The 22,715-nt window shown below is 52.5% G+C and carries 17 protein-coding genes, 1 tRNA gene and 1 pseudogene; 7 read left to right on the forward strand and 12 right to left on the reverse strand.

Annotated features, from left to right (window positions below; all coding sequences use genetic code 11):
• From ACKI3C_RS06650 to ACKI3C_RS06705, 12 genes and pseudogenes are all read right to left on the reverse strand, one after another.
• The coding region (locus ACKI3C_RS06650) for a pseudouridine synthase (protein WP_407403306.1) at positions 1-1,526 on the reverse strand (1,526 nt) is incomplete at its 3' end.
• 88 nt (positions 1,527-1,614) lie between these two features.
• Positions 1,615-2,769: a serine hydrolase domain-containing protein gene (locus ACKI3C_RS06655; RefSeq protein ID WP_407403308.1), complete on the reverse strand. Its 1,155-nt coding sequence runs from the start codon at positions 2,767-2,769 to the stop codon at positions 1,615-1,617.
• A 177-nt stretch (positions 2,770-2,946) separates the two neighbouring features.
• On the reverse strand, positions 2,947-3,672 hold the full coding sequence (locus ACKI3C_RS06660) for a PIG-L deacetylase family protein (RefSeq protein WP_407403310.1): 726 nt from the start codon (positions 3,670-3,672) through the stop codon (positions 2,947-2,949).
• A 71-nt stretch (positions 3,673-3,743) separates the two neighbouring features.
• Positions 3,744-4,520: a tryptophan synthase subunit alpha gene (trpA, locus tag ACKI3C_RS06665; protein WP_407403338.1), complete on the reverse strand. Its 777-nt coding sequence runs from the start codon at positions 4,518-4,520 to the stop codon at positions 3,744-3,746.
• Between the two features lie 36 nt (positions 4,521-4,556).
• Positions 4,557-5,141 (reverse strand): annotated as a pseudogene (locus ACKI3C_RS06670) (phosphoribosylanthranilate isomerase); the annotation flags it as partial.
• On the reverse strand, positions 5,138-5,926 hold the full coding sequence (trpC, locus tag ACKI3C_RS06675) for an indole-3-glycerol phosphate synthase TrpC (RefSeq protein WP_407403312.1): 789 nt from the start codon (positions 5,924-5,926) through the stop codon (positions 5,138-5,140). The pseudogene ACKI3C_RS06670 and the gene trpC, both read right to left, overlap by 4 nt.
• Positions 5,927-5,954: 28 nt before the next feature.
• Positions 5,955-6,950, reverse strand: coding sequence for an anthranilate phosphoribosyltransferase (trpD, locus tag ACKI3C_RS06680; protein ID WP_407403314.1), 996 nt, complete (start codon positions 6,948-6,950; stop codon positions 5,955-5,957).
• A 57-nt stretch (positions 6,951-7,007) separates the two neighbouring features.
• Entirely contained in the window at positions 7,008-7,571 is a 564-nt protein-coding gene (locus tag ACKI3C_RS06685) for an anthranilate synthase component II (protein ID WP_407403316.1), read from the reverse strand.
• A 24-nt stretch (positions 7,572-7,595) separates the two neighbouring features.
• Entirely contained in the window at positions 7,596-9,002 is a 1,407-nt protein-coding gene (locus ACKI3C_RS06690) for an anthranilate synthase component I family protein (protein WP_407403318.1), read from the reverse strand.
• The gene (gene trpB, locus ACKI3C_RS06695; RefSeq protein ID WP_407403320.1) at positions 8,989-10,212 is read right to left on the reverse strand and encodes a tryptophan synthase subunit beta; all 1,224 of its coding nucleotides are present in this window, start codon (positions 10,210-10,212) and stop codon (positions 8,989-8,991) included. The genes ACKI3C_RS06690 and trpB overlap by 14 nt, the downstream gene beginning before the upstream one ends.
• A gap of 528 nt (positions 10,213-10,740) precedes the next feature.
• Complete coding sequence (locus ACKI3C_RS06700; RefSeq protein WP_407403322.1) at positions 10,741-11,541, reverse strand: glycosyltransferase family 2 protein; 801 nt, start codon at positions 11,539-11,541, stop codon at positions 10,741-10,743.
• Between the two features lie 433 nt (positions 11,542-11,974).
• Positions 11,975-12,061: transfer RNA gene (locus tag ACKI3C_RS06705), tRNA-Ser, on the reverse strand.
• Between the two features lie 176 nt (positions 12,062-12,237).
• Between ACKI3C_RS06705 and mltG the strand changes: the two genes are divergently transcribed.
• The 7 genes from mltG to ACKI3C_RS06740 all read left to right on the forward strand — a co-directional run bounded on the left by mltG (position 12,238) and on the right by ACKI3C_RS06740 (position 22,493).
• Positions 12,238-13,260 carry an endolytic transglycosylase MltG gene (mltG, locus tag ACKI3C_RS06710; RefSeq protein ID WP_407403324.1) on the forward strand — a complete coding sequence of 341 codons (1,023 nt, stop codon included), beginning with the start codon at positions 12,238-12,240 and terminating at the stop codon, positions 13,258-13,260.
• Positions 13,261-13,271: 11 nt separating this feature from the next.
• Positions 13,272-13,499: a DUF2007 domain-containing protein gene (locus ACKI3C_RS06715; protein ID WP_407403326.1), complete on the forward strand. Its 228-nt coding sequence runs from the start codon at positions 13,272-13,274 to the stop codon at positions 13,497-13,499.
• Positions 13,500-13,720: 221 nt separating this feature from the next.
• Positions 13,721-16,600: a choice-of-anchor J domain-containing protein gene (locus tag ACKI3C_RS06720; protein WP_407403328.1), complete on the forward strand. Its 2,880-nt coding sequence runs from the start codon at positions 13,721-13,723 to the stop codon at positions 16,598-16,600.
• A gap of 77 nt (positions 16,601-16,677) precedes the next feature.
• Entirely contained in the window at positions 16,678-18,918 is a 2,241-nt protein-coding gene (locus ACKI3C_RS06725; RefSeq protein ID WP_407403330.1) for a PKD domain-containing protein, read from the forward strand.
• Positions 18,919-19,097: 179 nt separating this feature from the next.
• Positions 19,098-20,609 (forward strand): DNA methylase, encoded by a 1,512-nt coding sequence (locus ACKI3C_RS06730; RefSeq protein WP_407403332.1) that lies wholly within the window; start codon positions 19,098-19,100, stop codon positions 20,607-20,609.
• Between the two features lie 128 nt (positions 20,610-20,737).
• On the forward strand, positions 20,738-21,145 hold the full coding sequence (locus tag ACKI3C_RS06735) for a hypothetical protein (protein ID WP_407403334.1): 408 nt from the start codon (positions 20,738-20,740) through the stop codon (positions 21,143-21,145).
• A gap of 127 nt (positions 21,146-21,272) precedes the next feature.
• Entirely contained in the window at positions 21,273-22,493 is a 1,221-nt protein-coding gene (locus tag ACKI3C_RS06740; protein WP_407403336.1) for a transglutaminase-like domain-containing protein, read from the forward strand.
• Positions 22,494-22,715: the final 222 nt, after the last annotated feature.

Raw genomic sequence — 22,715 nt, forward strand, 5'->3', positions numbered from 1 at the left:
GAGGGGGGGCCCCCCGCGGGGGGGGCGTTAAGTCCCTGGGGATGGGATGCATGAACCCGCAACTGGTGGGTGCGCCCGGTGACGGGGCTGAACTCGACCAGCGTGGTGCCACCGCGATGCTCGAGCACGCGGTAATGGGTGAGGGCGGGACGGCCGTGAAGGGGATCGACCATCTGGCGCGGACGGTCGTCAACGTCGGGTCGCAAGGGTAAAGAGACGGTGCCTTCGTCGCGGGGGATGTCTCCTTGGAGCAGGGCGATGTAGCGCTTGTGCACCTCGCGCGAGGCAAACTGCTGCTGCAGTGCCTTGTGGGTGTCTTTATCCTTGGCAAAGATGAGCAGTCCTGATGTTTCCTGGTCGAGGCGGTGCACCACGATGGGGCCAGTGGCACTGGGGCGGATATGCTGGAAGCGGGTGAGCGCCGAGTCGTCGAGGAGCTTGCCGGGCACGCTGAGCATGCCGCTGGGTTTGCACACCACGGCGAGCCAATGGTCTTCAAAGACGATCTCGATGTCCTCTTGGGGTAGAGACTGTGCCAGCGTGTTGTCTTCGACGTTGAGCCCGTTGAGCATGAAGTCGAGAATGGGCTTGCACTTGCTGCGGCAAGCAGGATAGTAGTGTCCGTGGTGCCGCACCTCTCCGGCAGGCGACGCACCCCACCAGAATTCGGCCATGCACAGCGGTTTGAGATGGTGGGTGAAGGCGTGGTGAAGCAGCTTGGGGGCGCAGCACTCGCCCGAGCCCGATGGCGGCAGTTTGCCCTGGGCATGCTCGAAGATGCGTGTGAGGTCGCTGGTGCGGCCCAGTGCGTCCTCCACGACAAAGAGGCGGAAGATGCGTTGCTGCAAGGCTTCGCTCATCGCCTTGCGCTGGCTCTTGAGCGAGGCAATCTCGCTGTCGCAAGCGGCTATTTCCTCTTGCTGACGAGAGAGGCGGTCGTCGATGCTGTGGCGCAGCCGTTTGAGTTCGGCTTTCATGAAGCGGCTCTCGTTGAGCATGCGCTCATTGTCGTGGGGCGTGAGGTTGCCCGACTGGCGTGCGGCGTCGCGTTGTGCCTTGGCCTGCGCCATGCGCAGCTTGAAGTCTTTGATCTGCTGTTTGCCGTGCTGGGTGGCTAGTGCGAGTTGCTCGCGTGCCTTGATGAGCGATGGCGATTGCGTCATGGCTGCGATGCGGTGGTTGATGGCGGTGATGGCGGCTTCGCCTTGCTTGAACTCGCCGTGAGGGTTGAGCAGGTCATAGACAGCAGGCACGAAGTAAGGGTGGTCGTTGCTGCCGGCAAGGTTGCCGCTGAAGGCTGCCAGGAACTGCGGCGCGTCGGCCCCCGGGGCCATGACTACAAGGACTCCCAGCATTTTGCCTTGAGCCATCTCGCTGGCCCAGTCGCTGCGCGATGCCACGTAGCGCTGCACCTGGTGCACCGCCATGACACACAGCGGGTGCGGCGTGTAGTGAAACGGGAATGTGAACTGCCGCGGCAGTTCCACTCCCGTTGTGCTGGTGTCAAAGTTGTGCAAGCGAGACATTTTTTCTAGGCTCTCTAGGCTCTCTAGGCCCTCTAGGCTCTTAAACTTTTAAACTTTTAAACCTTTAAACCTTTAAACCCTTAAACTCTTACTTCTTAATAAAATGCTTGTGGATGATGGGCATGATTTTGTTGAGCACGATGGTGGGGTTGTTGCATCCGCTGCATATCATCACTATGCCGTATTTCTCGCTGGGGTTGAAGAACATGGCGCTGCGCAGTCCGTAGGCGCCGCCGGTGTGTCCCACGAGAACGTCGCCGGGGGTGTATTCATCGGTCTGCTCGAGTGCGAGGCCGTAGTGGAAGCCGGGAGTGTGGTCCACCTGCATGAGTTTGCTGCTTTCCTCCTTGAGGATGCGCGTCTTGGCCAGGGGCGACTTGCCGTAGTTCATGTGCATGAGCATGTATTTTGCCAGGTTGCGGGCGCTGATCTTCATGCCGCCGGCGGGCGAGAAGGTGACGCTGCTCTCGGTGAGCTTGTAACCGTTCATCACGTCGGGACCGATGGGGCGGTAGGCATTCTGCTCCTCAAACTTACTGCCATCCCACGAGTAGAGCTTGCCTATTTTCTTGGCAGGTATGTCGTTGATGTTGAAGCTGGCGTTGAGTCCCAGCGGCTTGAGTATGTGGTTGAGGACATAGAGGTCGAAACGCTCGCCCGAGACGCGCTCGATGATAGAGCCGAGCAGCGAGAAGTTGAGGTTGCAGTACTCATATTTAGTGCCAGGCATGTAGTCGTTATAGGCCTTGGTATAGTTGTCATTCTTGCCGGGAGTGATGCAGTCGAGGCTCTCCCAGTAGCCCTCGCTGTCGTTGAGACTGCTGGTGTGGTCGAGAAGCATCTCCACGGTGATGGGGGTGTCGGGGTACTTGGGGTTGCGCACCTTGAAATTGAGCACATCGTTAACGTCGGTGTCGAGGGTGAGTTTGCCTTGTTCCACAAGCTGCATGATAGACACTGCCGAGAACGACTTTGAGATAGAAGCGATGCGGAAGTAAGTGTCGTTGGTCACGGGAGCCTTTGTGACAAGATCCTTGTAGCCGTAGCTGTTGTTGTAGATGATCATGTTTTTCTTGACCACGGCGATGCTCAATCCCACGACGTTGAGTTCGTCCATCGCTTGCTTGAGTTCGGTCTCAAATGCTTTGTTGCGGGGGCTATAGGCACGCTTGGGTTTAGCTTGCGCCAAGCAAGTGCCTGCCACAAGGCACAGGCACAGGAAAAGGTTAGTTAATGTCTTCATATCAGTTACTGGTTATGTTGTCGCTCACAAAATTAGTGAAATTTTGTGTAAACGCAAACTTTCGCCCACAGAAACTTTACATATCCAATCACCCACGGAGTATTGGATTAGGGTTATTAGCCTAAAATGATGGGGAAAAGGACAAAAACAGAAATAAACCGCAGAGGGAGATGGGATTTAATCTACTTTGGGCCAGATGGCTTTGATGAAGGCTTCGGCCCACTGGCATTGCCACTCCAGTCCGCGCATCCTTTCCATGGTGTCGTGATACTTGGCCACGTTGCCGTCGGTCATTTGGCTCACGTGCACGAGATAGGCGTCGAGCTTCTGCTGGCGCACCGGGGTGATATCGACATAGTGCGTGGGATTGAAATTGGTGGTTTGCAGACCAGTCATCACCTCGGTATAGAAAAGGTCGAAGTGTCGTCCTGTGCGTCGCCATGCGTCGTAGGCAAGGAGTGCGGCATGACGGTGGTCGCGGTGCGAGTCGATGGGCCAGTGGGTAATCACCAGGTCGGGGTTCTCACGCTCGATAAGCTCTTTCACTTCAAGGTAACGCTCGTTGGTCACTTCGCTGCTGCCATCTATCTGGTTGAGGAACAGGTGGCGTATGCCAGTCATCGCTGTCACCTTCTCGCACTCGGCGGTGCGTATGGCGGCAGCCTCGTCGTGCGTCTTGCCGGGGATACCGGCTTCGCCGCGAGTGAGATACACCGTCACCACGTCACAGCCCATTTCGCGCAGGCGCAGGGCGGTGCCATAGGCCATAGACTCGGGGTCGTCGGGGTGGGCTCCGATGATGAGTGCTTTCTTATAATTGCCGGCAAGCAGGTCTTGTGCGTTGGCGGCAATGCATGCAGATGCCACAATAAGGGCAGACAGGATAAAAATTCTAATCTTCATATCAGTATCGTTTAAATAACGAGTGCAAATGTAATAATAAAACCTAATCTGCCCAAAATATTATGCCGTTTTTATTTTTTCAGAGCGTCCATGAGCCGTGATAGAGCCTCGTGAGGTGTCGAGGTCTCGCCTTGCAGGGTGACGAACTTGCTGCCGATGATTGCTCCGGCGGCATTGGCCTGCGCGCTCTCTAGGGTCTGCTTGTTGCTGATGCCGAAACCTATCATGCGCGGATTATTGAGGTTCATGGCGTTGATGCGTCGGAAATAGTCTTGCTTGGCCTCGTCAAAGCTCTTCTGCGCGCCTGTTGTCGAAGCCGACGACACCATGTAGATGAAGCCGTCGGTGTGCTGGTCGATGAATCGCACGCGCTCCTCGCTTGTTTCGGGCGTGATGAGCATGATTATGCGCAGGTCATAGCGATCGGCGATGGGTTTTACCTGCTCGAGATAGTCCTTGAAGGGCTGGTCGGGGATGATGACACCGCTCACACCGCTCTTCACGCAACTGGCGCAGAACTCCTCGATGCCATATTGCATCACCACGTTGAGATAGCCCATGAGCACCAGGGGGATGTGCACGTCGTGCTTGATGGCTTCGAGTTGGTCGAATAGTTTCTGGATGGTCATGCCGTTGGCAAGAGCCTTGGTGGCAGCATTCTGAATCACAGGGCCGTCGGCCATGGGGTCGCTGAATGGGAATCCCACCTCCACCATGCTGATGCCATGCTCCTGCATAGCCTTGATCACGTCGCCAGTGCCATCGAGTGTGGGATAACCTGCACAAAAATAGAGCGAAAGTAGTTTCTTGTCGCCTCGTGTTGAGAAAAGTTGATTGATGCGGTTCATATCTCTTGTGTCGTTATTTATTTCGTTGATAAATTTTGTTATGGCTTGCGCGTCTTTGAGAGCGGGAGCCGTTTCAAACTTTGAGTTGATGTCGATGCCAATGCAGCGCGGGTGGTTGAACGCCTTCACTATGTGGGCATCGTCGGGACCTATGCCGCCGCTCAACAAGAATGGTGTGCTTCCCTTGTAGCGCTTGAGCACCGACCAGTCAAACTGCCGCCCGCTGCCGCCCACGGTGTCGCACTTGGTGTCAAACAGAAATTCGTCCACTAGGCCTTCATACATCAAGTATCGGTCGATGTCGTCATCGCAGGCAACGCTGATGGCCTTGGTCACCTTGACGTGAGGCAGTGCAGCACGCAATTCCTTGATATAGTGCACGCTCTCGTTTCCATGCAACTGCACGAACGACAAGCCGAACTCCTGGTATTTCAAGACCACAGTCTCGACGGGAGCATCGACAAAGACCCCCACCCGTGGCACGTGAGAGCTGACATGAGGCACGTTAACCACGTTGCGGCTCGACTTCTCGAAGAAAATGAAGCCTATCCTAGAAGCACCAGCCTGCACCACCTGTGCCACGTTGGTGCTGTCGCGCAAGCCACACACCTTGACTATCATAGTGCCTCGATGAATTGCTTGAGCGCCTCGCCGGGGTGCTCGTGTTTCATGAACTGCTCGCCGATGAGGAACCCTCTGAACCCGGCCTCACGCAGCTGTCGCACTGTATCGGGATCGCTGATGCCGCTTTCGCTCACTTTGACTGCGTCGTCGGGCAGAAGTTGGGCCATGCGGAAAGAATTGCTCACCTCGGTGACAAATGTGCCCAGGTTGCGGTTGTTGATGCCGCACATGTCGGGGTTAAGCTCGGCATAGGCGAGTTCGCTCTCGCTGTGCATTTCAAGCAGCACCTCTAGGCCCAGCGCATGTGCTTTGTCCATGAGCGAGCGACACTCCTCAATGGTGAGGCAAGCGGCAATGAGCAGCACTGCCGAAGCTCCGCACAGGCGCGCTTGGTATAGCTGGTACTCGTCGATGACGAAGTTCTTGTAGAGCACAGGGATAGTCACTCCGCAAGCCCTGGCACGGCTGATGAAATCGTCGCAGCCGCCAAAGTACTTCTCGTCGGTGAGAATGCTTATGGCCGATGCACCGCCAGCTTGGTAGAGTGCAGTGACGTCCTCGACTTGAACATCCTCGTGGATCCACCCTTTAGACGGGCTTTTGCGTTTGAACTCGGCGATGATGCCGCTTCTAGACTGGCTCAACGCCTTGCTCATGCTGGGCACCGGTAGGTTCATGAGCGGAGTAACCATTAACTGGAGTTGCTCCAGAGGCAATGCAGCACGTGCGGCAGCAATCTCAACGCGCTTGTGGTTGACGATGTCAAAGAGTATATCAGCCATAGTGGATATGTTACTTTAATTCAAAAAATCAAGAGTTGATCTCGACGAATTTCTTGAGTACTTCGTAGGCCTTGCCGCTCTCGAGGCTCTCGCGTGCTATTGCTACGGTCTGGGCGATGTCCATCTGCGGCTCAATGATGCCTATGGCATAAGCGGCATTGGCCAGGACTACATTCTTCTGGTCCTCAAGAGCCTCGTTGCGAAGCACGTTGTCAAATATCTTGATTGCCTCCTCGCGAGTCTCGCCGCCGTAGAGGTTCACAGGATTAGCAACGGGCAGCCCCAGGTCGCCAGGTGCATAGATCTTCTCCACGCTGTTGGTGGTCACCTTGAAGTCGCTAGTGAGCGAGATTTCGTCATATCCGTCGATGCTGTTCACAATGCCGTATTTCACGCCCAGGGTCTGGAACACACTGCTGTATAGACGCATTTGCCCCAGGTTGGCCACGCCCAGCAGCTGGTACTTGGGTCTAGCGGGATTAACGAGCGGCCCCAGCAGGTTGAAGCATGTGGGGAACTGCAATGCCTTGCGCACGGGTGCCACAAACTTCATGGCGCGGGCAAACATAGGAGCATGCAGATAGGCGATGCCGCACTCGTTGATGCTGCGGTTGAGCGTGTCGAGGTTGTTGGTGAACTTCACGCCGTGTCCTTCGATCACGTTGCTCGATCCGCTCACCGATGTAGAGGCATAGTTGCCGTGCTTGGCCACCTTGTAGCCCGCGCCGGCAATGACGAATGATGCGCAGGTGGAGATGTTGAAGGTGTTCTTCTGGTCTCCGCCGGTGCCCACCACGTCGATGTAGGACTCTGCGTCGAGTTGAGCGTTGATGCCGGTCTCGAGTATTCCGCTGCGGAATCCTACGAGCTCTTCCACGGTCACTCCGCGCATTTGCAGCGCGGTGAGCAGGGCTGCAATCTGCTCGGCGGGGATAGTCTCTTTAGTTATCTCGATGAGTATATCGTGGGTTTCTTCTCTTGTGAGCGTTTCGTTGTTGAGCACACGCTTGAGTATTTCTTTCATAATAATGAGATGTATATATGCTAAAATGATTATTTTATTAGTTTAGTGTGGAGCGACTTAATGTTCTAGGAATTGCTTGATGATTTGCGCTCCGTCGGGGGTGAGCACCGACTCGGGGTGGAACTGGATGCCGTGCACGTCATAGTTGCGGTGCTTCAGTCCCATGATCTGCCCCTCGTTGCTCACGGCGGTGATTTCCAGTTCCCTGGGCAGTCCCTTGCGGCTCACTACCCACGAGTGGTACCGTCCCATGGTGATGTGGGCGGGAAGTCCGGCAAAGATGTAGTCATTGCCTATCACGGTACCCTCGGTAGCAACTCCGTGGAATACTTCGCTCAAGTTCTCAAGCGTGCCTCCGAACACTTGGCCTATGGCTTGATGACCTAGGCACACGCCCAGCATGGGCTTGGTGGGGGCATAGGTGCGTATCACGTCGAGCAGCAGGCCAGCCTCCTCGGGGATGCCGGGGCCGGGGCTCAAGATTATCTTGTCGTATTTCTCGAGGTCTTCGAGTGCAAACTGGTCGTTTCTCACCACTGTCACATCGGCGCCGAGCGAGCTGGCCAGATGCGCGAGGTTGAAGGTGAACGAGTCGTAGTTGTCTATGATGACTAATTTCATTGTGTATCGTGAGGGGGTTAAGTGTTACATTTCTTCTGCCATGTGGATTGCCTTGACCAGAGCGCCCAGTTTGTGGTTCACCTCCTGCAACTCATACTCGTCGTTGCTCTTGGCCACCACGCCGCTGCCGGCTTGAAACCACAAGGTGTTGTTACGGCTGATGAAGGTGCGTATCACGATAGCCTGGTTGAGGTCACCGTTTAGTCCTATGAATCCGATGCATCCGCCGTAGGCACCGCGGTTGTGTGGTTCCATTTCGGTGATGAGCTGCATGGCGCGCACCTTGGGGGCTCCCGAGAGAGTGCCTGCTGGGAAGGTGTCGATAAATGCCTTGATCTTGTCGGCACCGGCAGGCAGTTCGCCGCTCACGCGTGACACCAAGTGGATGACGTGGCTATAAAACTGCATGTCCTTGTAGAAGTCCACTTTCACGTCAGTGCAGTTGCGGCTCAAGTCGTTGCGCGCCAGGTCCACGAGCATCACGTGCTCGGCATTCTCCTTGGGGTCGGCCTTGAGATACTCGGCATTCTTGCGGTCCTCGTCGGGGTTGCCTGTGCGCGGCGTGGTGCCGGCAATGGGGTCGATGTAGGCTCTGCTGCCGTTGATGCGGCAATGGGTCTCGGGCGACGAACCGAAGATGCGGAACCCGCCGAAGTCGAAGTAGAACAAGTAAGGCGAGGGGTTGATGCTGCGCAACGCGCGGTAAAGCTGCAGGTCATCGCCCTCATAGTGCTGCACGAAGCGACGCGACACCACTATCTGGAACACATCGCCGCGCTTGCAGTGCTCCACACAGCGGCGTATGTTGGCCTTGTGCTCTTCGTCGGTGATGGTGCTGGTGGTTTCGCCCACGGGATGAAACTCAAAAGGTTTCACGTTGGTCTTGTTGATGCTCACCTGCAGTTGGTCAATCTGGCATTCCTCGCCAGGGGCAAGCATCTCCACGAATGTGAGCTTGTTGTTCATGTGATCCATCACCATGATGTCCTTGTAGAGGATGTAATAGATGTCGGGTGCATCGTTGCGGCTCTGTGTCTCATCCTTCACATCGATGTTTTCAAAGTAGTGCACCGCATTGAACGATGTGTAGCCATAGAGACCGCAGTATTCCTTGCCCTCGCCCTCGACGTTGAACGAACCGATGAACTCGTTGATGGCCTTTTCCACAGGATATGATGCCGTGATGGGTTTTTCCTCGATTGTGCCGTCGGGAAACAGCATGCGTGCCACGCCATGATCAATGGCAATGCTGCCCACAGGATTCACTCCAAAGAACGAACGGGCTGTGTCGTGGCTGTGATAGTCACTGCTCTCCATGAGCGCGCTTTGAGGATAGAGGTCGCGCAGACGCATATACAAGGCCACGGGGGTGTACATGTCGGCCAGAATGGTGCGTGTTGATGTCTTGTAGTTGAATTTAGAAGTTGCCATATTCTCCTGCCATTTGCTTGTTGTCCAGATAAGTTTCTACGTCTTTGTCGCCGCGGCCGCTCACTGTGAGCACCACCACGTCGGTGGGTTTGAAGTCCATTTTCTCCAGCACCGCAATGGCGTGAGCGCTCTCGATGGCGGGAATGATGCCTTCAAGGCGGGTAAGCTCATATCCGCCGCGTATTGCCTCGTCGTCGTTGATAGAGAACACAGTGGCGCGGTGCTGTGCAGCCAGGTTGGCGTGCATGGGGCCTATGCCAGGATAGTCGAGGCCTGCCGAGATGGTGTTGGCTTCCATAATCTGTCCGTCGGGCGTCTGCATCACCAGGGTCTTGCTTCCGTGGATGATACCCAGCTTCCCGGCGTGGATGGTCGCAGCGGTGAAGTCGGTGTCGGCACCGTGTCCTCCAGCCTCGGCCAGAGTGATGTTGACGCGCTCGTCGTCAATGTAGTGATACACCGTGCCAGCCGCGTTGCTGCCGCCACCCACGCATGCGATGAGATGGTCGGGATAGTCACGCCCTGTCTTCTCCATGAGTTGTTCTTTAATTTCCTTGCTGATGACACTCTGCAGGCGTGCCACCATGTCGGGATAGGGGTGCGGTCCCACTGTTGAGCCTATGATGTAGAAGGTGTCGGCAGGGTGGCAGCACCAGTCGCGTATCGCCTCGTTCACGGCATCCTTGAGCGTGTGGTTGCCGGTGTAAACGGGACGCACTTCGGCTCCCAGCATGCGCATGCGCTCCACATTGGTGTGCTGTCGCTCAACGTCGAGCGCACCTTGATACACCACGCACGGCATATCCATGAGAGCGCACACGGTGGCAGTCGCCACGCCGTGCTGTCCCGCACCTGTCTCGGCGATGATGCGTTTCTTGCCCATTTTCTTGGCGAGCAATATCTGACCTATGGTGTTATTGATCTTGTGTGCACCGGTGTGGTTAAGGTCCTCACGCTTGAGGTAGATGGTGCAGCCATATTTCTTGCTCAGCCGGCGTGCCAGGTAGAGTGGCGACGGGCGACCCACATAGTCGCGCAGCAGTTCCATGTATTCACGCTGGAACTCATCGCTCTCGATTATCTCGCGGTAACTATTCTGCAACTGCTGCACTGCACCGTAGAGGATTTCGGGCACGTAGGCCCCGCCGAAGTTGCCATAATAGCCCTCGCCGTCGATCTGGAATGATTGCCTGTTGTTAGTTTCTGTCATAATTGTATGTGTCGTGTCAAGTTGTCTGTAATCAAAAGTCCCTCGCAATGTGCATCGCGAAGGACTTGTGTGTAATATATATAATGAACAGCTTCGCGATATTGATCACCAAGCGCGCCACCACATAATATTTGCACTAATTTGAGTCATCTCAAAGTGAATAAAACTATATTTATACATTACTACGTTGCAAAATTAATATAAATATTCTATATATGCAAATTATTATGCAATATTCTTAAAAAAGACATGCGCTTTTATCCTTTTTGCACACATCCCTCATTAACGAAGGAGGCTTTAAACAGCCGCTACCTAAACATAATTTAGCAACCTTAATCCATTGTGTAACTATTCACCAATGGAACTCCCCGCGCGGATCTCACTGATTTTTTCATTGAAAATATATATATTGTGGATTTTTTAGACCTCAGGGAGGTCGTAACTTTGGTTAACCGCTGGTCGCAGACCTGCGGGCTGCCGGCCAGACCATTCGCTAAACAGAAACATAAAGACGCCCTCAGTGCAATATCAGCATTGAGGGCGTTTTCTGCTATAATTCAGTGCCCGAATCTTCTTAATCAGCGATGAAGGTATCACAAAACGATACAACTTATTGAAACCCACCTCAAAGCTCTGGCCGATGTATTCGAGTGTTCCTCCGAGGGTCTTGTTTCGACCCGAAATTCTGCCACATTCTCGTAACACCTTTAGGCGATGCTTGGACGAGGTCCCATTCTCTGCCTCAAAATTTGCCAACTCATAATTGACCTGGCAAAATGTCTTGCCACTAGTGTAGCACCAATGGAAAAAGTCATAGTCTGCTACTATAGGATATTCAAGATTGAAAGGATGCTCTATAAGGAGACTTCTGCGACTCAATGATGCCTGATGACAAAAAGCCATCTTACGTCGTAGCAAGTCGAGGCCACGTGGGCGAACAGTTATCATGCCGAAATTTTTAATCACATTCACACTACCATAAACAACATCGTTTTGTGGATTTGATAGTTCTTTGACAATGAGACTTAAACTGTTGGGCGAAGCAAACGAATCACCGGCATTCATAAAGCACACCCACTCTCCATGGCAGAGTCGTACGCCCTTGTTCATAGCATCATATATACCACGATCCTTTTCACTAACCCATAACATACGAGAGTCCGACGAACGCTCTCGAAGCCACTCCGCCGTACCATCAACCGATGCGCCATCTATGACGACAAACTCCAGATTTTTATAGTCCTGCGCCCAGACGCTTTCTGCTGTCTTACGCAAGTCGTCCAACGCATTGAATGTCACAGATATTACACTGATTAAAGGAACTGCCATAGTCTTATCTTGTATAGGTTGAAATAAGTATCTGTTAAAAATGTGTTGGTAAAGTTACATTTTTTTTCCGTATTTCAGACCATATTCATACATATTTTTAAGAAATATAGTTCATAACCGATTCATAACCTAAAAATGGAGTCCATCGCCTATGAAAAGACATATGGTGGGTTCTATTAATTATGAGAAAAGATAAATTATTATTTCGGTCGCTTTTGAACCTGTTTCGGTATCTCCGACGGTCTCGACCATCGGTTACGATGCAGTGTAACGACTCCGGCGTTATAATAAAATTTACTCAAAACATCTCTCAAAATCGCCTCGACATATAATAGAACCCACCTATACATTTGCCTTCTTCAATTTTGTGCAATATTTTCGACACAAAAAACCTCACAAGATCGTCATATAGACACTTGTAAGGTCTTATTTGCGGAGAGGACAAGATTCGAACTTGCGGTAGGGTTACCCCTACGGCAGTTTAGCAAACTGCTGGTTTCAGCCACTCACCCACCTCTCCGGTTGCTATAGGCTGATTTTTCTTTAGCGAGTGCAAAGTTAAGGCTTTTTTTTGTTTCTACCAAAGTTTTTTTGAAAAAAAATGAAATAATTTGATATTAGCACGTTTTTTGGGGCTTTTTGGTGCTTGATATTTAATTAATGTGTATTTTTGCATCTGATTTATACCGAACACAGATGAAAGATAAGAAGAAGAAAATCATTATTGCTGCAGTGTGTCTTGCTGCTCTGGGAGTGGTGGCCGCATTGCTGGGTGTGCCTTATTTCATGAGTGGCGCTCCTTGCGACGGGTTGATTAAGATACGCAAGGGGGCGTCAGTCGAGTCGGTGTGTGACTCGATCAGGGCTGAGGTTGACAATGATTATGCCGACCGCGTGGAGACGTTGCTCAAACTTACAGGCTCTGACCTCTCGAAGCGTCAAGGTGCTTTCAAGATTAAAGAGGGCATGAGTGTGTATCATGCCATGCGGCTGTTGCGCAACGGTGATGAGTGCGGGGTGAGGTTTACTTTTAACAATGTGCGCACAAAGGAGGAGTTTGCCTCGCGTTTCTCGGCTAAGTTCATGGTGGAGAAGGACACGCTCCTGGCTGCGCTCAACGACCCCAAGCTGTGTGCGAAGTATGGACGCACGCCCGACAATATCACTGGCATGCTGTGGCCCGACACCTACGAGTTCTTCTGGGACGTGACTCCCGAGCAACTGCTTGACCGCTTCAATGATTTCTATAATAAGTTCTGGACCGAGGAGCGCCTGGCCAAGGCTAAAGCCCTGGGCCTTACTCCGCAGCAACTTGAGGTTATCGCTTCGATCACTGAGGAGGAGACCATTAAGAGCGATGAGCGTGGTAAGGTGGCAAGGCTATATATCAACCGTGTGCAGCAGGGCATGATGCTTCAGGCCGATCCTACGGTGAAATTTGCCCTGGGTGATTTCTCAATCAGACGTCTCACTCATGCAATGACCGAGGTTGACTCTCCGTGGAACACCTATCGTGTCAAGGGCTTGCCCCCGGGTCCCATACGCTTGCCCGAGAAGAAGACCATCGAGGCTGCGCTTAACTCGCGCGCCCACGACTATATATATATGTGTGCCAAGGAAGACTTCAGCGGTTATCACAACTTTGCCGTGGACTATGGCACGCACATGGCCAATGCCCGACGCTACCAGGCAGAGCTTAACCGACGCAATATCAAGTAAAAAATATTATTATGGAAAAGGATAACGACATCGTAGTATTTGGTAAATATGCTAACCCTGTTGATGCCAATATCATCAAGGGTGTTCTTGAGTCAAACGGCATCACTGCCGGTGTGATGGAAGACGATTACAGCAATGTGATGCTCATGTCTCCGGTGAGGGTGATGGTGATGCGCCGTGACCTGGAACGTGCCCGCGAGGTGTTGGAGAGTGCGCCCGAAGTCAATGACGCTCAATAGTTCTCTCATAGAACATGTTTCTTGACTGAAGGGACATTTGAAAATGGTATAAGCGGACACCCCGCCCAGATTTCACTCGAAGATATTATTATTGATGAAATTTATATTTTTAATAAAATTCATCAGTGAAATCGGTGAGATCCGCGCGGGGAGTTCAGATGCAGAGTAGTTACTATTGATTATGGAAACAGTTAAACAACATTAATAAAAACAATTTTGCAATGAAAAAGATTTTGACATTGATGCTTGCTGCCGGCATGAGTGCAGCGGCATGGGCACAGGTGACTGTACCTGCGACCCTCGCCATCCCCGATGCTGATGCGTTTGCGTCGTGGACGGTGATTGACGACAATGCTGCGACTAGCCCTAACACATGGAGCTATAACAGCGGCGACGCGCAGTATGCCGAGGATACAAAAAATGCAGCTAACGACTGGCTCATTTCACCGGCAGTAACGCTCGAGGCTGGCGTGACCTACAACATCGATTACTATGTTGTGCAGCGGTCTAGCTACTCAAGCGACAAGCAGATGTATGCTATCACGGTGGGCGATGCTGCCAGCGTTGCAGCGCAGAGCACTATTCTAGCCAAGAATGAGAGTTTTTCTTCAAAACTCTACTCAAAGCAGACCTGCACATTTATTCCCAGTGCGACAGGAACATACTACCTGGGTGTGCATGTTTATAGCAAGGCGTGGATGGGAAACTTCGGTTTCCAGAAGTTTGAAATCAGCAAGGCCACAGTTTATCCTGCCCAGATTACCGACTTGACAGTTGAAGCTGGCGAGGCAGGTGCTTTGAGCGCAAAGCTTAGCTTCACAGCCCCCAGCAAGTCTAATTATGGCGGTGCACTTGAGAGCCTTACAGGTGTGAAGGTCATGCGCGGCACTGAACAGATTGCTGATCTTCCTGCAACCGTGGGGCAGGCGATGACCTATACTGACGAAACTCTCACAGCAGCCGGTACCTACAAGTACTCGGTGCTTGCCTACAATGCCGACGGCGATGCTCCTGGCACAGCAACTCAAGTGACATCTCCCTGGATAGGCAAGGATACCCCCAAGGCAGTGACTAATCTCACCGGCATTGCTGCCGAAACACAGGTTTCGCTCACATGGGATGCTCCCACCGAGGGAACCCATGGCGGTTACATAGACCCCGCATCCGTGACCTATCGCATCACACGCGACGGCACTGTTATCGCTACAAGTTGGCAAGGCGAACTTCCCTATGTGGACACTGTTGACGGGCTTGCCAAGTACAAATATACGGTTTATCCCACTTACGACGAGAAGGAAGGTTCATCGGCAACTGTTACTGTCGCAGCAGGCGGTGCTTTCACTATTCCTTACAGTGAGAACTTTGATAGTGCCGACACATTTGATTTCTTCACCTCGTTCAACCCTGCCTTTTCAAAGCTCTGGACCTACAATAGCAGCAAGAAACTTGCTCAATACTGGGGCGGAACTGACGTTGACGCATGGCTGATCACTCCCTCTATCAAGATGGAGGCGGGCAAGACCTACAAACTGTCGTTCTCAACAGGACTTGAAAACGCAGTGTCGTCCAACAACTACAAAAACCTGCACGTGAGCGTGGGCGCAGGCACAACAGCCGAGGCTCAAGGAAACGAGATATTCAACGAGCAGATTACCAGCGCACTCATGGCAACTAAAGAAGTTTACTTCACTGTGCCCAATGATGGCAGTTACAACGTGGGCTTCCGTGTTCTGGGTCAGTCAAGCGCTTATGCAATTTTCCTCGACAACATCCTCATTGAGGAAAGCGTCGTTACTCCAGGCGTGGCAACCGACCTCGCTGTTCAACCTGCTGCTGCTGGCGCTCTCAAGGCCACAGTCAAGTGGACAAATCCCGCAGTGGATAAGGCTGGCAATGCACTCGAATCCATCTCCAGAGTGGATGTGATCCGTGGCGATTTTGTCATTGCATCGCTTGATGCTCCCGAGGTGGGTTCACAGTCTCAAATCGAGGACGAGGTGGATGCTGCCGGCAATTATACTTACAGCGTGGTCGCATATCTCAACGATGCAGCTGGCGATGCTGCCACAGTGACATCGCCCTGGATAGGCCAGGACACGCCTACCGGTGTGAGCGAGCTCGTCCTTGCTGATGCCGAGGGATTACCCTATATCGCTTGGTCGGCTCCCGTTGCCGGTGTTCATGGCGGTTACATCAACACCGATGCGCTTACTTATCGCATCGTGCGCAATCCCGACAACACAGTCGTTGACGATGCCTGCGCTACTGTCTATTTCACCGACTATAGTGAACTTCCTCTTGCCAATTATAGTTACACCGTATATGCCGCTGACGGCGACCTGGAGAGCGAGGGCGTGACCAGCAACGCGGTGATCTTTGGCGGTGCGCTCGAACTTCCCTATGTAGCCGACATGACCGATGCCGACCATATGGCACTGTGGACTATCGTGGACAACAATAACGACGGCTATGGATGGGTTTATAAGAACAACGAACTCCAGTACACTAGCTTCAAGAAGGCTGATGACTATGCTTTCACTCCTCCCTTCCACACACAGGCTGGTACACACAAACTCACCTACAAGGTGAAGGGTTACAGTTACCGTTACAGCGACGAGTATGAGGTTGTTGTTGCCAGTGCTCCCGTGGCAGGCAATGAGTCAAACCTGATGGATGCCGACTACTTTGAGGTGATAGAGAGCGTTGATGCTAATGCGCTGCAATCTTCTATGTATAGCGAGCGCGAGGTAGAGTATGAACTCCCCGTTTCGGGCATCTACTACATTGGTTTCCATAACAAATCGCAAGACTCATGGGGCGTCTATGTGGGTTCTACAAAGGTTGAGATCACCGATCCTAAGCCCGATCCCTCGACAAGTATCAGCGACATTGCTGCTGGTGCATGCCGCTACGACAAGGCAACACAGACAATCGCTGTAGATGGCACCGCCAGTGTCACAGTGAATGCAGTAAACGGCATGAATGTTTTAGCTGCCGACAATGTAGATGGCGCTGTGAGCGTGTCGCATCTTGCTAGTGGCATCTATGTGGCACAAGTCACAATCGCAGGCAAGCTGCATGTCATCAAGTTTGTGAAGTAACATTCCTATCATTGGTCATGAGGCTCTCCCTTAATGTGGAGAGCCTCATGTAAACAACTCCCTAAACAATCAATAGAATGAGAAAATTTACAATTACCGCTTGTGCGCTGATCGCAGCTCTGGCATGTGCCCAGGTTGCTACCGTGTTGCGCAACGTTGATACCAAGCCCCAGTTTGAGGGCAAGTCTATCGCAAAACCCGCACGCAAGGCGGTGCGTGCACGTGTCAACACCACAGAGTCGCTTAACGCTTCTTTCACGGTGCAAGGCAAGGACGCACAGCGCGCCGTGTGGAGTGAGAACTTCGACGCTGGCAGCGCAGGTTGGACTATTACCCCCGACAAGGACAAATACGTCACTGTCAAGCTTAAACCCACAACTGGCACACAGACGTTTAGTGCCATTGATCCCAATGATGTCCAGTCGCTATACATGGAAGGTCCTTATCAAACCTATCGCCGTGCCATAGCCTATGCTACAAGCCCCGCAGTCACCGTGCCTGCTAATGGCGCATTGCATGCATGGATAGGATACAGCCAGAATTTTAACGACTATGCAGTACTTAGCATTACTGCATCGGCCGACGGCTTTGCCACCTCGACCGAGGTGTGGAACAGCACCATGGAAGTGGGAGAGAACTCGTGGCGCTGGCACAACATCGAGGCATCGCTTGCCGACTTTGTGGGACAGCAGGTGCAGCTGCGCTTTACCTATGGCCCGGGCACAAAGGATTCGTTCAAGACAGGCGGCTATATGGCCGACTTCTCGATTGACGGCGTTACAGTCGATGGTCTTGCCGAGGTTGACGGAGTTAAGGTCAAGACAGGCGAGACCATAAACTTTGTTGACATTTCCACTGGCGATATCGCCAGCCGCAAGTGGTCGTTCCCTGGTGGTACGCCCAGCGAGAGCAACGACCCGCTGCCCGCCGTGTTCTATCGCGAGGACGGCAACTATGACGTCACCCTCACTGTCACGGGCACCGATGGCAAGACCAGCACATCGACCCGCAGTGCCTTTGTGAGCGTTACAGGCGAGGCTCCCGTGGCGCGCATCATGCCTCCAGCCACCTTCCGTTACAGTGACACCTATCTGCCCATGGTTGCCCCCCTTGTGCCTGTGCAGTATCAAGATGCGTCGAGCGGATGCCCTACTAGGTGGAACTGGACGTTTGCCGGAGCCAATCCCGCTACATCCACATTCTGTAACCCCAGTGTGGCTTACGACTTCATGCACCAGCAGCACGTGGATCTCACCGTGGCCAACCAGCATGGCACTTCTACCGATGCTCTTGATGTCTCGGTAGAGTATGACGGATATATTAATAACCAGCTCAAGAGCGACTATCCGGTGACCTACGACCTCGAAGGGTCGGGTACATTCCCAGGTGCAAACACGATGAAAATCAATGCCTACGGCGAGCGATTTTCTAAACCCTCACGCCCGGTGATGGTTTATGGCGCACTAGTGTTCTTCGAGACAGCAAGCGCCCAGGGCATTGCCGATCAGATTGCCAACATAGGGGTGCACCTATACACTGCAAAAGATGGCCTGCCCGACAAGAAGCTTGACTCCTTCTGGTGGCGTGTCATTGATGTCGAAACCAGCACAGCCACCACGTTGCGCGGCACATGGTTTGAGTGTGGCCCCAAGGTGGTTGATGATGAGTTTTTCATCGTGGTGGACGGCATTCCCGAGAAGAACGATAGCCTTGACGTGTCGTTTGCCACGGCAGCGTTGCGTGCTGGCGAGAATACCGCCTACATGCGTGTGCGCGACACATGGCGTCCTGTCGCAGGATATTTTGATGTCACTAAAGGTACTTCATTCTACATTTGGCCAGCAGTGGCTCACTCGGTTATCTCGCTCTTGCCCGTTGGCACCGACGAGATACGTGTCCCTGCCGAGGGTGGAACTATTGAACAGCAGATTTTCTCAATCTTCGGCTATGACAACCCTGCTGCCGCGGCAGGCGACTGGGCAACCATAGTGAGCAAGCCTAACGAACTCACCCTCGACACCCTCGCCATACAGTGCGAACCACTGCCAGCTGGAATAAATAGTCGCCGTCAGGTGGTTTCTATCACCGACCGCATCAAGGCCTCTACTATCTCTTTCACTTTGGTTCAGGAACGTGGCATCGATGGTGACGTTAATGGCGACGGAAGTGTTGACGTTGATGATGTGAATACACTAATTAATGTTATCCTCACCCTTGTACCTGCCGACAAGTATGACGGTCGTGCCGATGTCAATCACGACGGCAATGTGGATATTGATGACTTGAACATTGTCATCAATAAGATTTTGTTTCAATAAGGGTCGCTAGATAGTAATAGACACAGGCCGTCACTCGCCTCGCAATGAGCGCAAGTGGCGGCCTGTTTTTTTTACTATGAAAACGAAATTTCCCCTTGCATTCATTTTGAATTAAGGAGAAATATGTGTACCTTTACGCAAAATTTGCAATGCATGCACCATGCCAGAAACTCACATACATGAAACCTGACAATCGCACATATATTGCTATCGACCTGAAGTCGTTCTATGCTTCGGTAGAGTGCGTGGAGAGAGGGCTTGACCCGCTCTCTACCAACCTTGTTGTGGCCGATAGCAGCCGCACCGATAAGACCATATGCCTGGCAGTGTCACCGTCGCTCAAGGCCTACGGCATCGGTGGACGCGCACGCCTCTTCGAGGTGGTGCAGCGTGTGCGGCAGGCCAATGTGGAGCGCAACTTCAATGCGCCAGGCAGGCGATACACGGGCAAGTCGGTATTTGACAACGAGCTCAAGCAACATCCCGAGCTTGCCATAGATTATCTGGTGGCGCCCCCGCGCATGGCACATTACATCGAGTACAGCACACGCATCTATCAGATTTACCTCAAGTATGTCGCCCCCGAGGATATACATGTCTATAGCATCGATGAGGTGTTCATGGACGTGACCAATTACCTTTCGGTCTACAAGCAGACGCCTCACGACCTGGCGATGACCATTGTGCGCGACGTGCTGGCGCAGACGGGCATCACTGCGACAGCAGGCATAGGCACCAACATGTATCTGTGCAAGGTGGCGATGGACATAGTGGCAAAACACATGCCTGCCGACAAGGATGGCGTGCGCATTGCCGAGATCGATGAAATCTCTTATCGTCAAAAGCTGTGGAACCATCGTCCGCTCACCGACTTTTGGCGAGTGGGGCGGGGCATAGCTAGCCGTCTGGAGCAGTATGGCATTGACACCATGGGCAAGATTGCCCGGCTGTCGCTCCGAAACGAGGAGTTCTTGTATAAACTCTTCGGTGTCAACGCCGAGTTGCTCATCGACCACGCTTGGGGATGGGAACCATGCACCATAGACAAGGTCAAGGCCTATCGTCCCGAGACCAACAGTTTGTGCAGCGGGCAGGTGCTCACATGTGCCTACACCGTGCCCCGTGCGCGCATCGTTATCCAGGAGATGGCCGATGCCGTTGCTCTCGACCTGGTGGACAAGCGCTTGGTGACCGACCAGCTTGTGGTGACCATAGGCTACGACATAGAGAGCCTCACCCGACCCGAGATAAGTGCCCGCTATGATGGCGAGGTGGGTGTGGACTACTATGGCCGCCGTGTGCCCAAGCACTCGCACGGCACCATTAACCTCGACCGCCAGACGTCGTCGTCGCGACTCATTCGCGAAGCAACGCTCCAGCTATATGACCGCATCGTCAATCCCGACCTGCTCGTGCGCAGGCTCAACATCACCGTCAACCGCGTGGTGCGAGAAGAACTTGCAGCAAACAGGCACAAGCAGGTGGAGTACAACTTGTTTACCGACATGGACCAAGTTGCTCGCGAGACCCGAGAGGAGAACGCCACGCTCGATCGCGAGCGCGCCATGCAGGAGACCCTGCTCGACATCAAGAAGAAATATGGCAAAAACGCTATTCTCAAAGGACTTAATTTCGCCGAGGGAGCGACAGCCAAGGACCGTAACGCACAGATAGGAGGGCACAAGGCGTGAGAGATTAGAGATTAAGGATTAGAGATTAAGGATTAAAGATTATGGATTATGGATAAGAGTGATAATGGGACAGAGTGTTTCTCGAAATGTAGAAAATACCGATTAAACCTTTAAACTTTTACAAAAAAATGATAGAAGACAATTATGATGACATAATCAACCTGCCTCACCCCGAGCCCAAGAACCACCGGCGCATGTCGATGATGGCACGTGCAGCCCAGTTTGCGCCCTTTGCCGCCCTCACTGGCCATGACGATGCCATTGCCGAGACAGCCCGCCTCACCGACCAGCAGATTGAGCTCGACGGGGCACTCAATGACGAGCTCAACGAAGCCTTTGCCCAGTTGCAGCAGTGCGTCAGCGATCATCCCGTGGTCGAAGTCACCCACTTTGTGCCCGATGCTCGCAAGCAAGGCGGCAGTTACATGACCGTCACGGGCGCCGTCAAGCGCCTTGCCCTCGACACCCAGCATCTCATTCTCGCCGACGGCACTAGCATAGCGATACATGCAATCATTTCCTTGAAAATAAAATAAGGTGGGTGCATTGAATGCTTTTTTTAGCATGTAAACACTTTGTCCATTTTTTACAATAGTGATTAGGAATCATTATTGTAATTTTGCATTACAGAATTGAGAGATTACAAAGAAAAAACGAAGGATTATGACTACTAAGAGATTTTTTGCAATGCTTGTTGCTGCATTCGCAATGGCGATGGTTGCTGATGCCAAGGTGTTTACGTTTGAAGAGTTCCGCGACAGTGTTATTTTGCTCAAGACCCAGCGCGAGAGCATCAAAGACTTCGGCGCATGCATTGTTCCGCTAGAGAAACTGGTGGCGCTCTACGAGGCGGCGGAGTTCCCGCAGGACGAACACCGCATCGACAAGGCTGTGCTGAACCAGATGGCGTCGTTCGATTACTACGACCTTGCGTGCTGCTATGCGCGCATAGGCAAGAAGAAAACTGCAATCGCCATGCTGCGCAAGTCGGTTGACCTGGGTTGGGACAACTATGGCAACCTCATGTGGGACATCAACGACAACGACCTCGTCACCATTGCTAAGGACAAGCAAGTCAAGGCAATAATTGAGGAAGTGAAGATGCGCCAGCCCATCTATAAACTTAAGCAATCGGGACCTTACTGCAAGGAAAACGTCGACACCATTCCCGCGTTTCGCTACCAGTCTATGAATGAGGGTAACTTGAAGCAGGTGCGCGAATATTTCCGCCTTGACTCGGTTGCCGGCAATGGCGACGAACTGTCAAGGATCAAGAATATCCTCACCTATTGCCACAACACCATTCGCCACGACGGCAGCAACTATGCCTTTGCCGAGAACGACGCCATCGACCTCTACCACTACTACAAGGTCACTGGCCGCGGCATCAACTGCCGCCAGCTCGCTACTGTGCTCATGGAGATGTATCTGTCGATGGGTTTCAAAGCTCGAATTGTGAGCTGCATGCCCATGGACTCTAACGACTATGACTCGCATGTGATCAACTGCGTGTGGTCAGAGACTATGCACAAGTGGCTCTATGTTGACCCCACGATGAATGCTTGGGTGACCGATGAGAACGACGTGATGCTGAGCATTGCCGAGGTGCGTGAACGTCTCGTTGACGGTCGTCCCCTGGTGCTCAACGACGAGGCAAACCACAATAACGAGAACAAGCAGGATAAAGGGTACTATCTTGAAACTTATATGGCAAAGAACCTCTACATCATCGCATGTCCCATGGAGTGCAAGTTCAACACTGAGTCACGTTATCGCAATTCATTGGCAGAGTTCATCCAGCTCGTTCCCTCTGGTTTCAATTACTATACCCACCCTCGCTACACCACCAGCGACCCCGACATCTTCTGGCAAGATCCTGAATGATGCTTTTTCTCCCTGCAACTCCCGTTGCGGGCATAATATAATAGGGGGTGCGGTAATTATGTGAATTACATCGCCCTTTTTACTTAACTTTAGCATTTATAAGTTACTGATATTAAATCTGTCTTATTTGATGTACAATCATCTCCACAGGAAAATTTCCTACAAGGATGCTCTTTGTATGAGAACGTATCGGTTTGCATTTTTGTAAGATCCAAACATAAG

The sequence above is a fragment of the Sodaliphilus sp. genome (assembly GCF_045598405.1).
Classification (GTDB): Bacteria; Bacteroidota; Bacteroidia; order Bacteroidales; family Muribaculaceae; genus Sodaliphilus; species Sodaliphilus limicaballi.

Bases quoted from the DNA above. Each gene is read 5' to 3' on its own strand.
- ACKI3C_RS06655 (WP_407403308.1), bottom strand. From the start codon at position 2,769: ATGAAGACATTAACTAACCTTTTCCTGTGCCTGTGCCTTGTGGCAGGC.
- ACKI3C_RS06660 (WP_407403310.1), bottom strand. From the start codon at position 3,672: ATGAAGATTAGAATTTTTATCCTGTCTGCCCTTATTGTGGCATCTGCA.
- trpA (WP_407403338.1), bottom strand. From the start codon at position 4,520: ATGAACCGCATCAATCAACTTTTCTCAACACGAGGCGACAAGAAACTA.
- trpC (WP_407403312.1), bottom strand. From the start codon at position 5,926: ATGGCTGATATACTCTTTGACATCGTCAACCACAAGCGCGTTGAGATT.
- trpD (WP_407403314.1), bottom strand. From the start codon at position 6,950: ATGAAAGAAATACTCAAGCGTGTGCTCAACAACGAAACGCTCACAAGA.
- ACKI3C_RS06685 (WP_407403316.1), bottom strand. From the start codon at position 7,571: ATGAAATTAGTCATCATAGACAACTACGACTCGTTCACCTTCAACCTC.
- ACKI3C_RS06690 (WP_407403318.1), bottom strand. From the start codon at position 9,002: ATGGCAACTTCTAAATTCAACTACAAGACATCAACACGCACCATTCTG.
- trpB (WP_407403320.1), bottom strand. From the start codon at position 10,212: ATGACAGAAACTAACAACAGGCAATCATTCCAGATCGACGGCGAGGGC.
- ACKI3C_RS06700 (WP_407403322.1), bottom strand. From the start codon at position 11,541: ATGGCAGTTCCTTTAATCAGTGTAATATCTGTGACATTCAATGCGTTG.
- mltG (WP_407403324.1), top strand. From the start codon at position 12,238: ATGAAAGATAAGAAGAAGAAAATCATTATTGCTGCAGTGTGTCTTGCT.
- ACKI3C_RS06715 (WP_407403326.1), top strand. From the start codon at position 13,272: ATGGAAAAGGATAACGACATCGTAGTATTTGGTAAATATGCTAACCCT.
- ACKI3C_RS06720 (WP_407403328.1), top strand. From the start codon at position 13,721: ATGAAAAAGATTTTGACATTGATGCTTGCTGCCGGCATGAGTGCAGCG.
- ACKI3C_RS06725 (WP_407403330.1), top strand. From the start codon at position 16,678: ATGAGAAAATTTACAATTACCGCTTGTGCGCTGATCGCAGCTCTGGCA.
- ACKI3C_RS06730 (WP_407403332.1), top strand. From the start codon at position 19,098: ATGAAACCTGACAATCGCACATATATTGCTATCGACCTGAAGTCGTTC.
- ACKI3C_RS06735 (WP_407403334.1), top strand. From the start codon at position 20,738: ATGATAGAAGACAATTATGATGACATAATCAACCTGCCTCACCCCGAG.
- ACKI3C_RS06740 (WP_407403336.1), top strand. From the start codon at position 21,273: ATGACTACTAAGAGATTTTTTGCAATGCTTGTTGCTGCATTCGCAATG.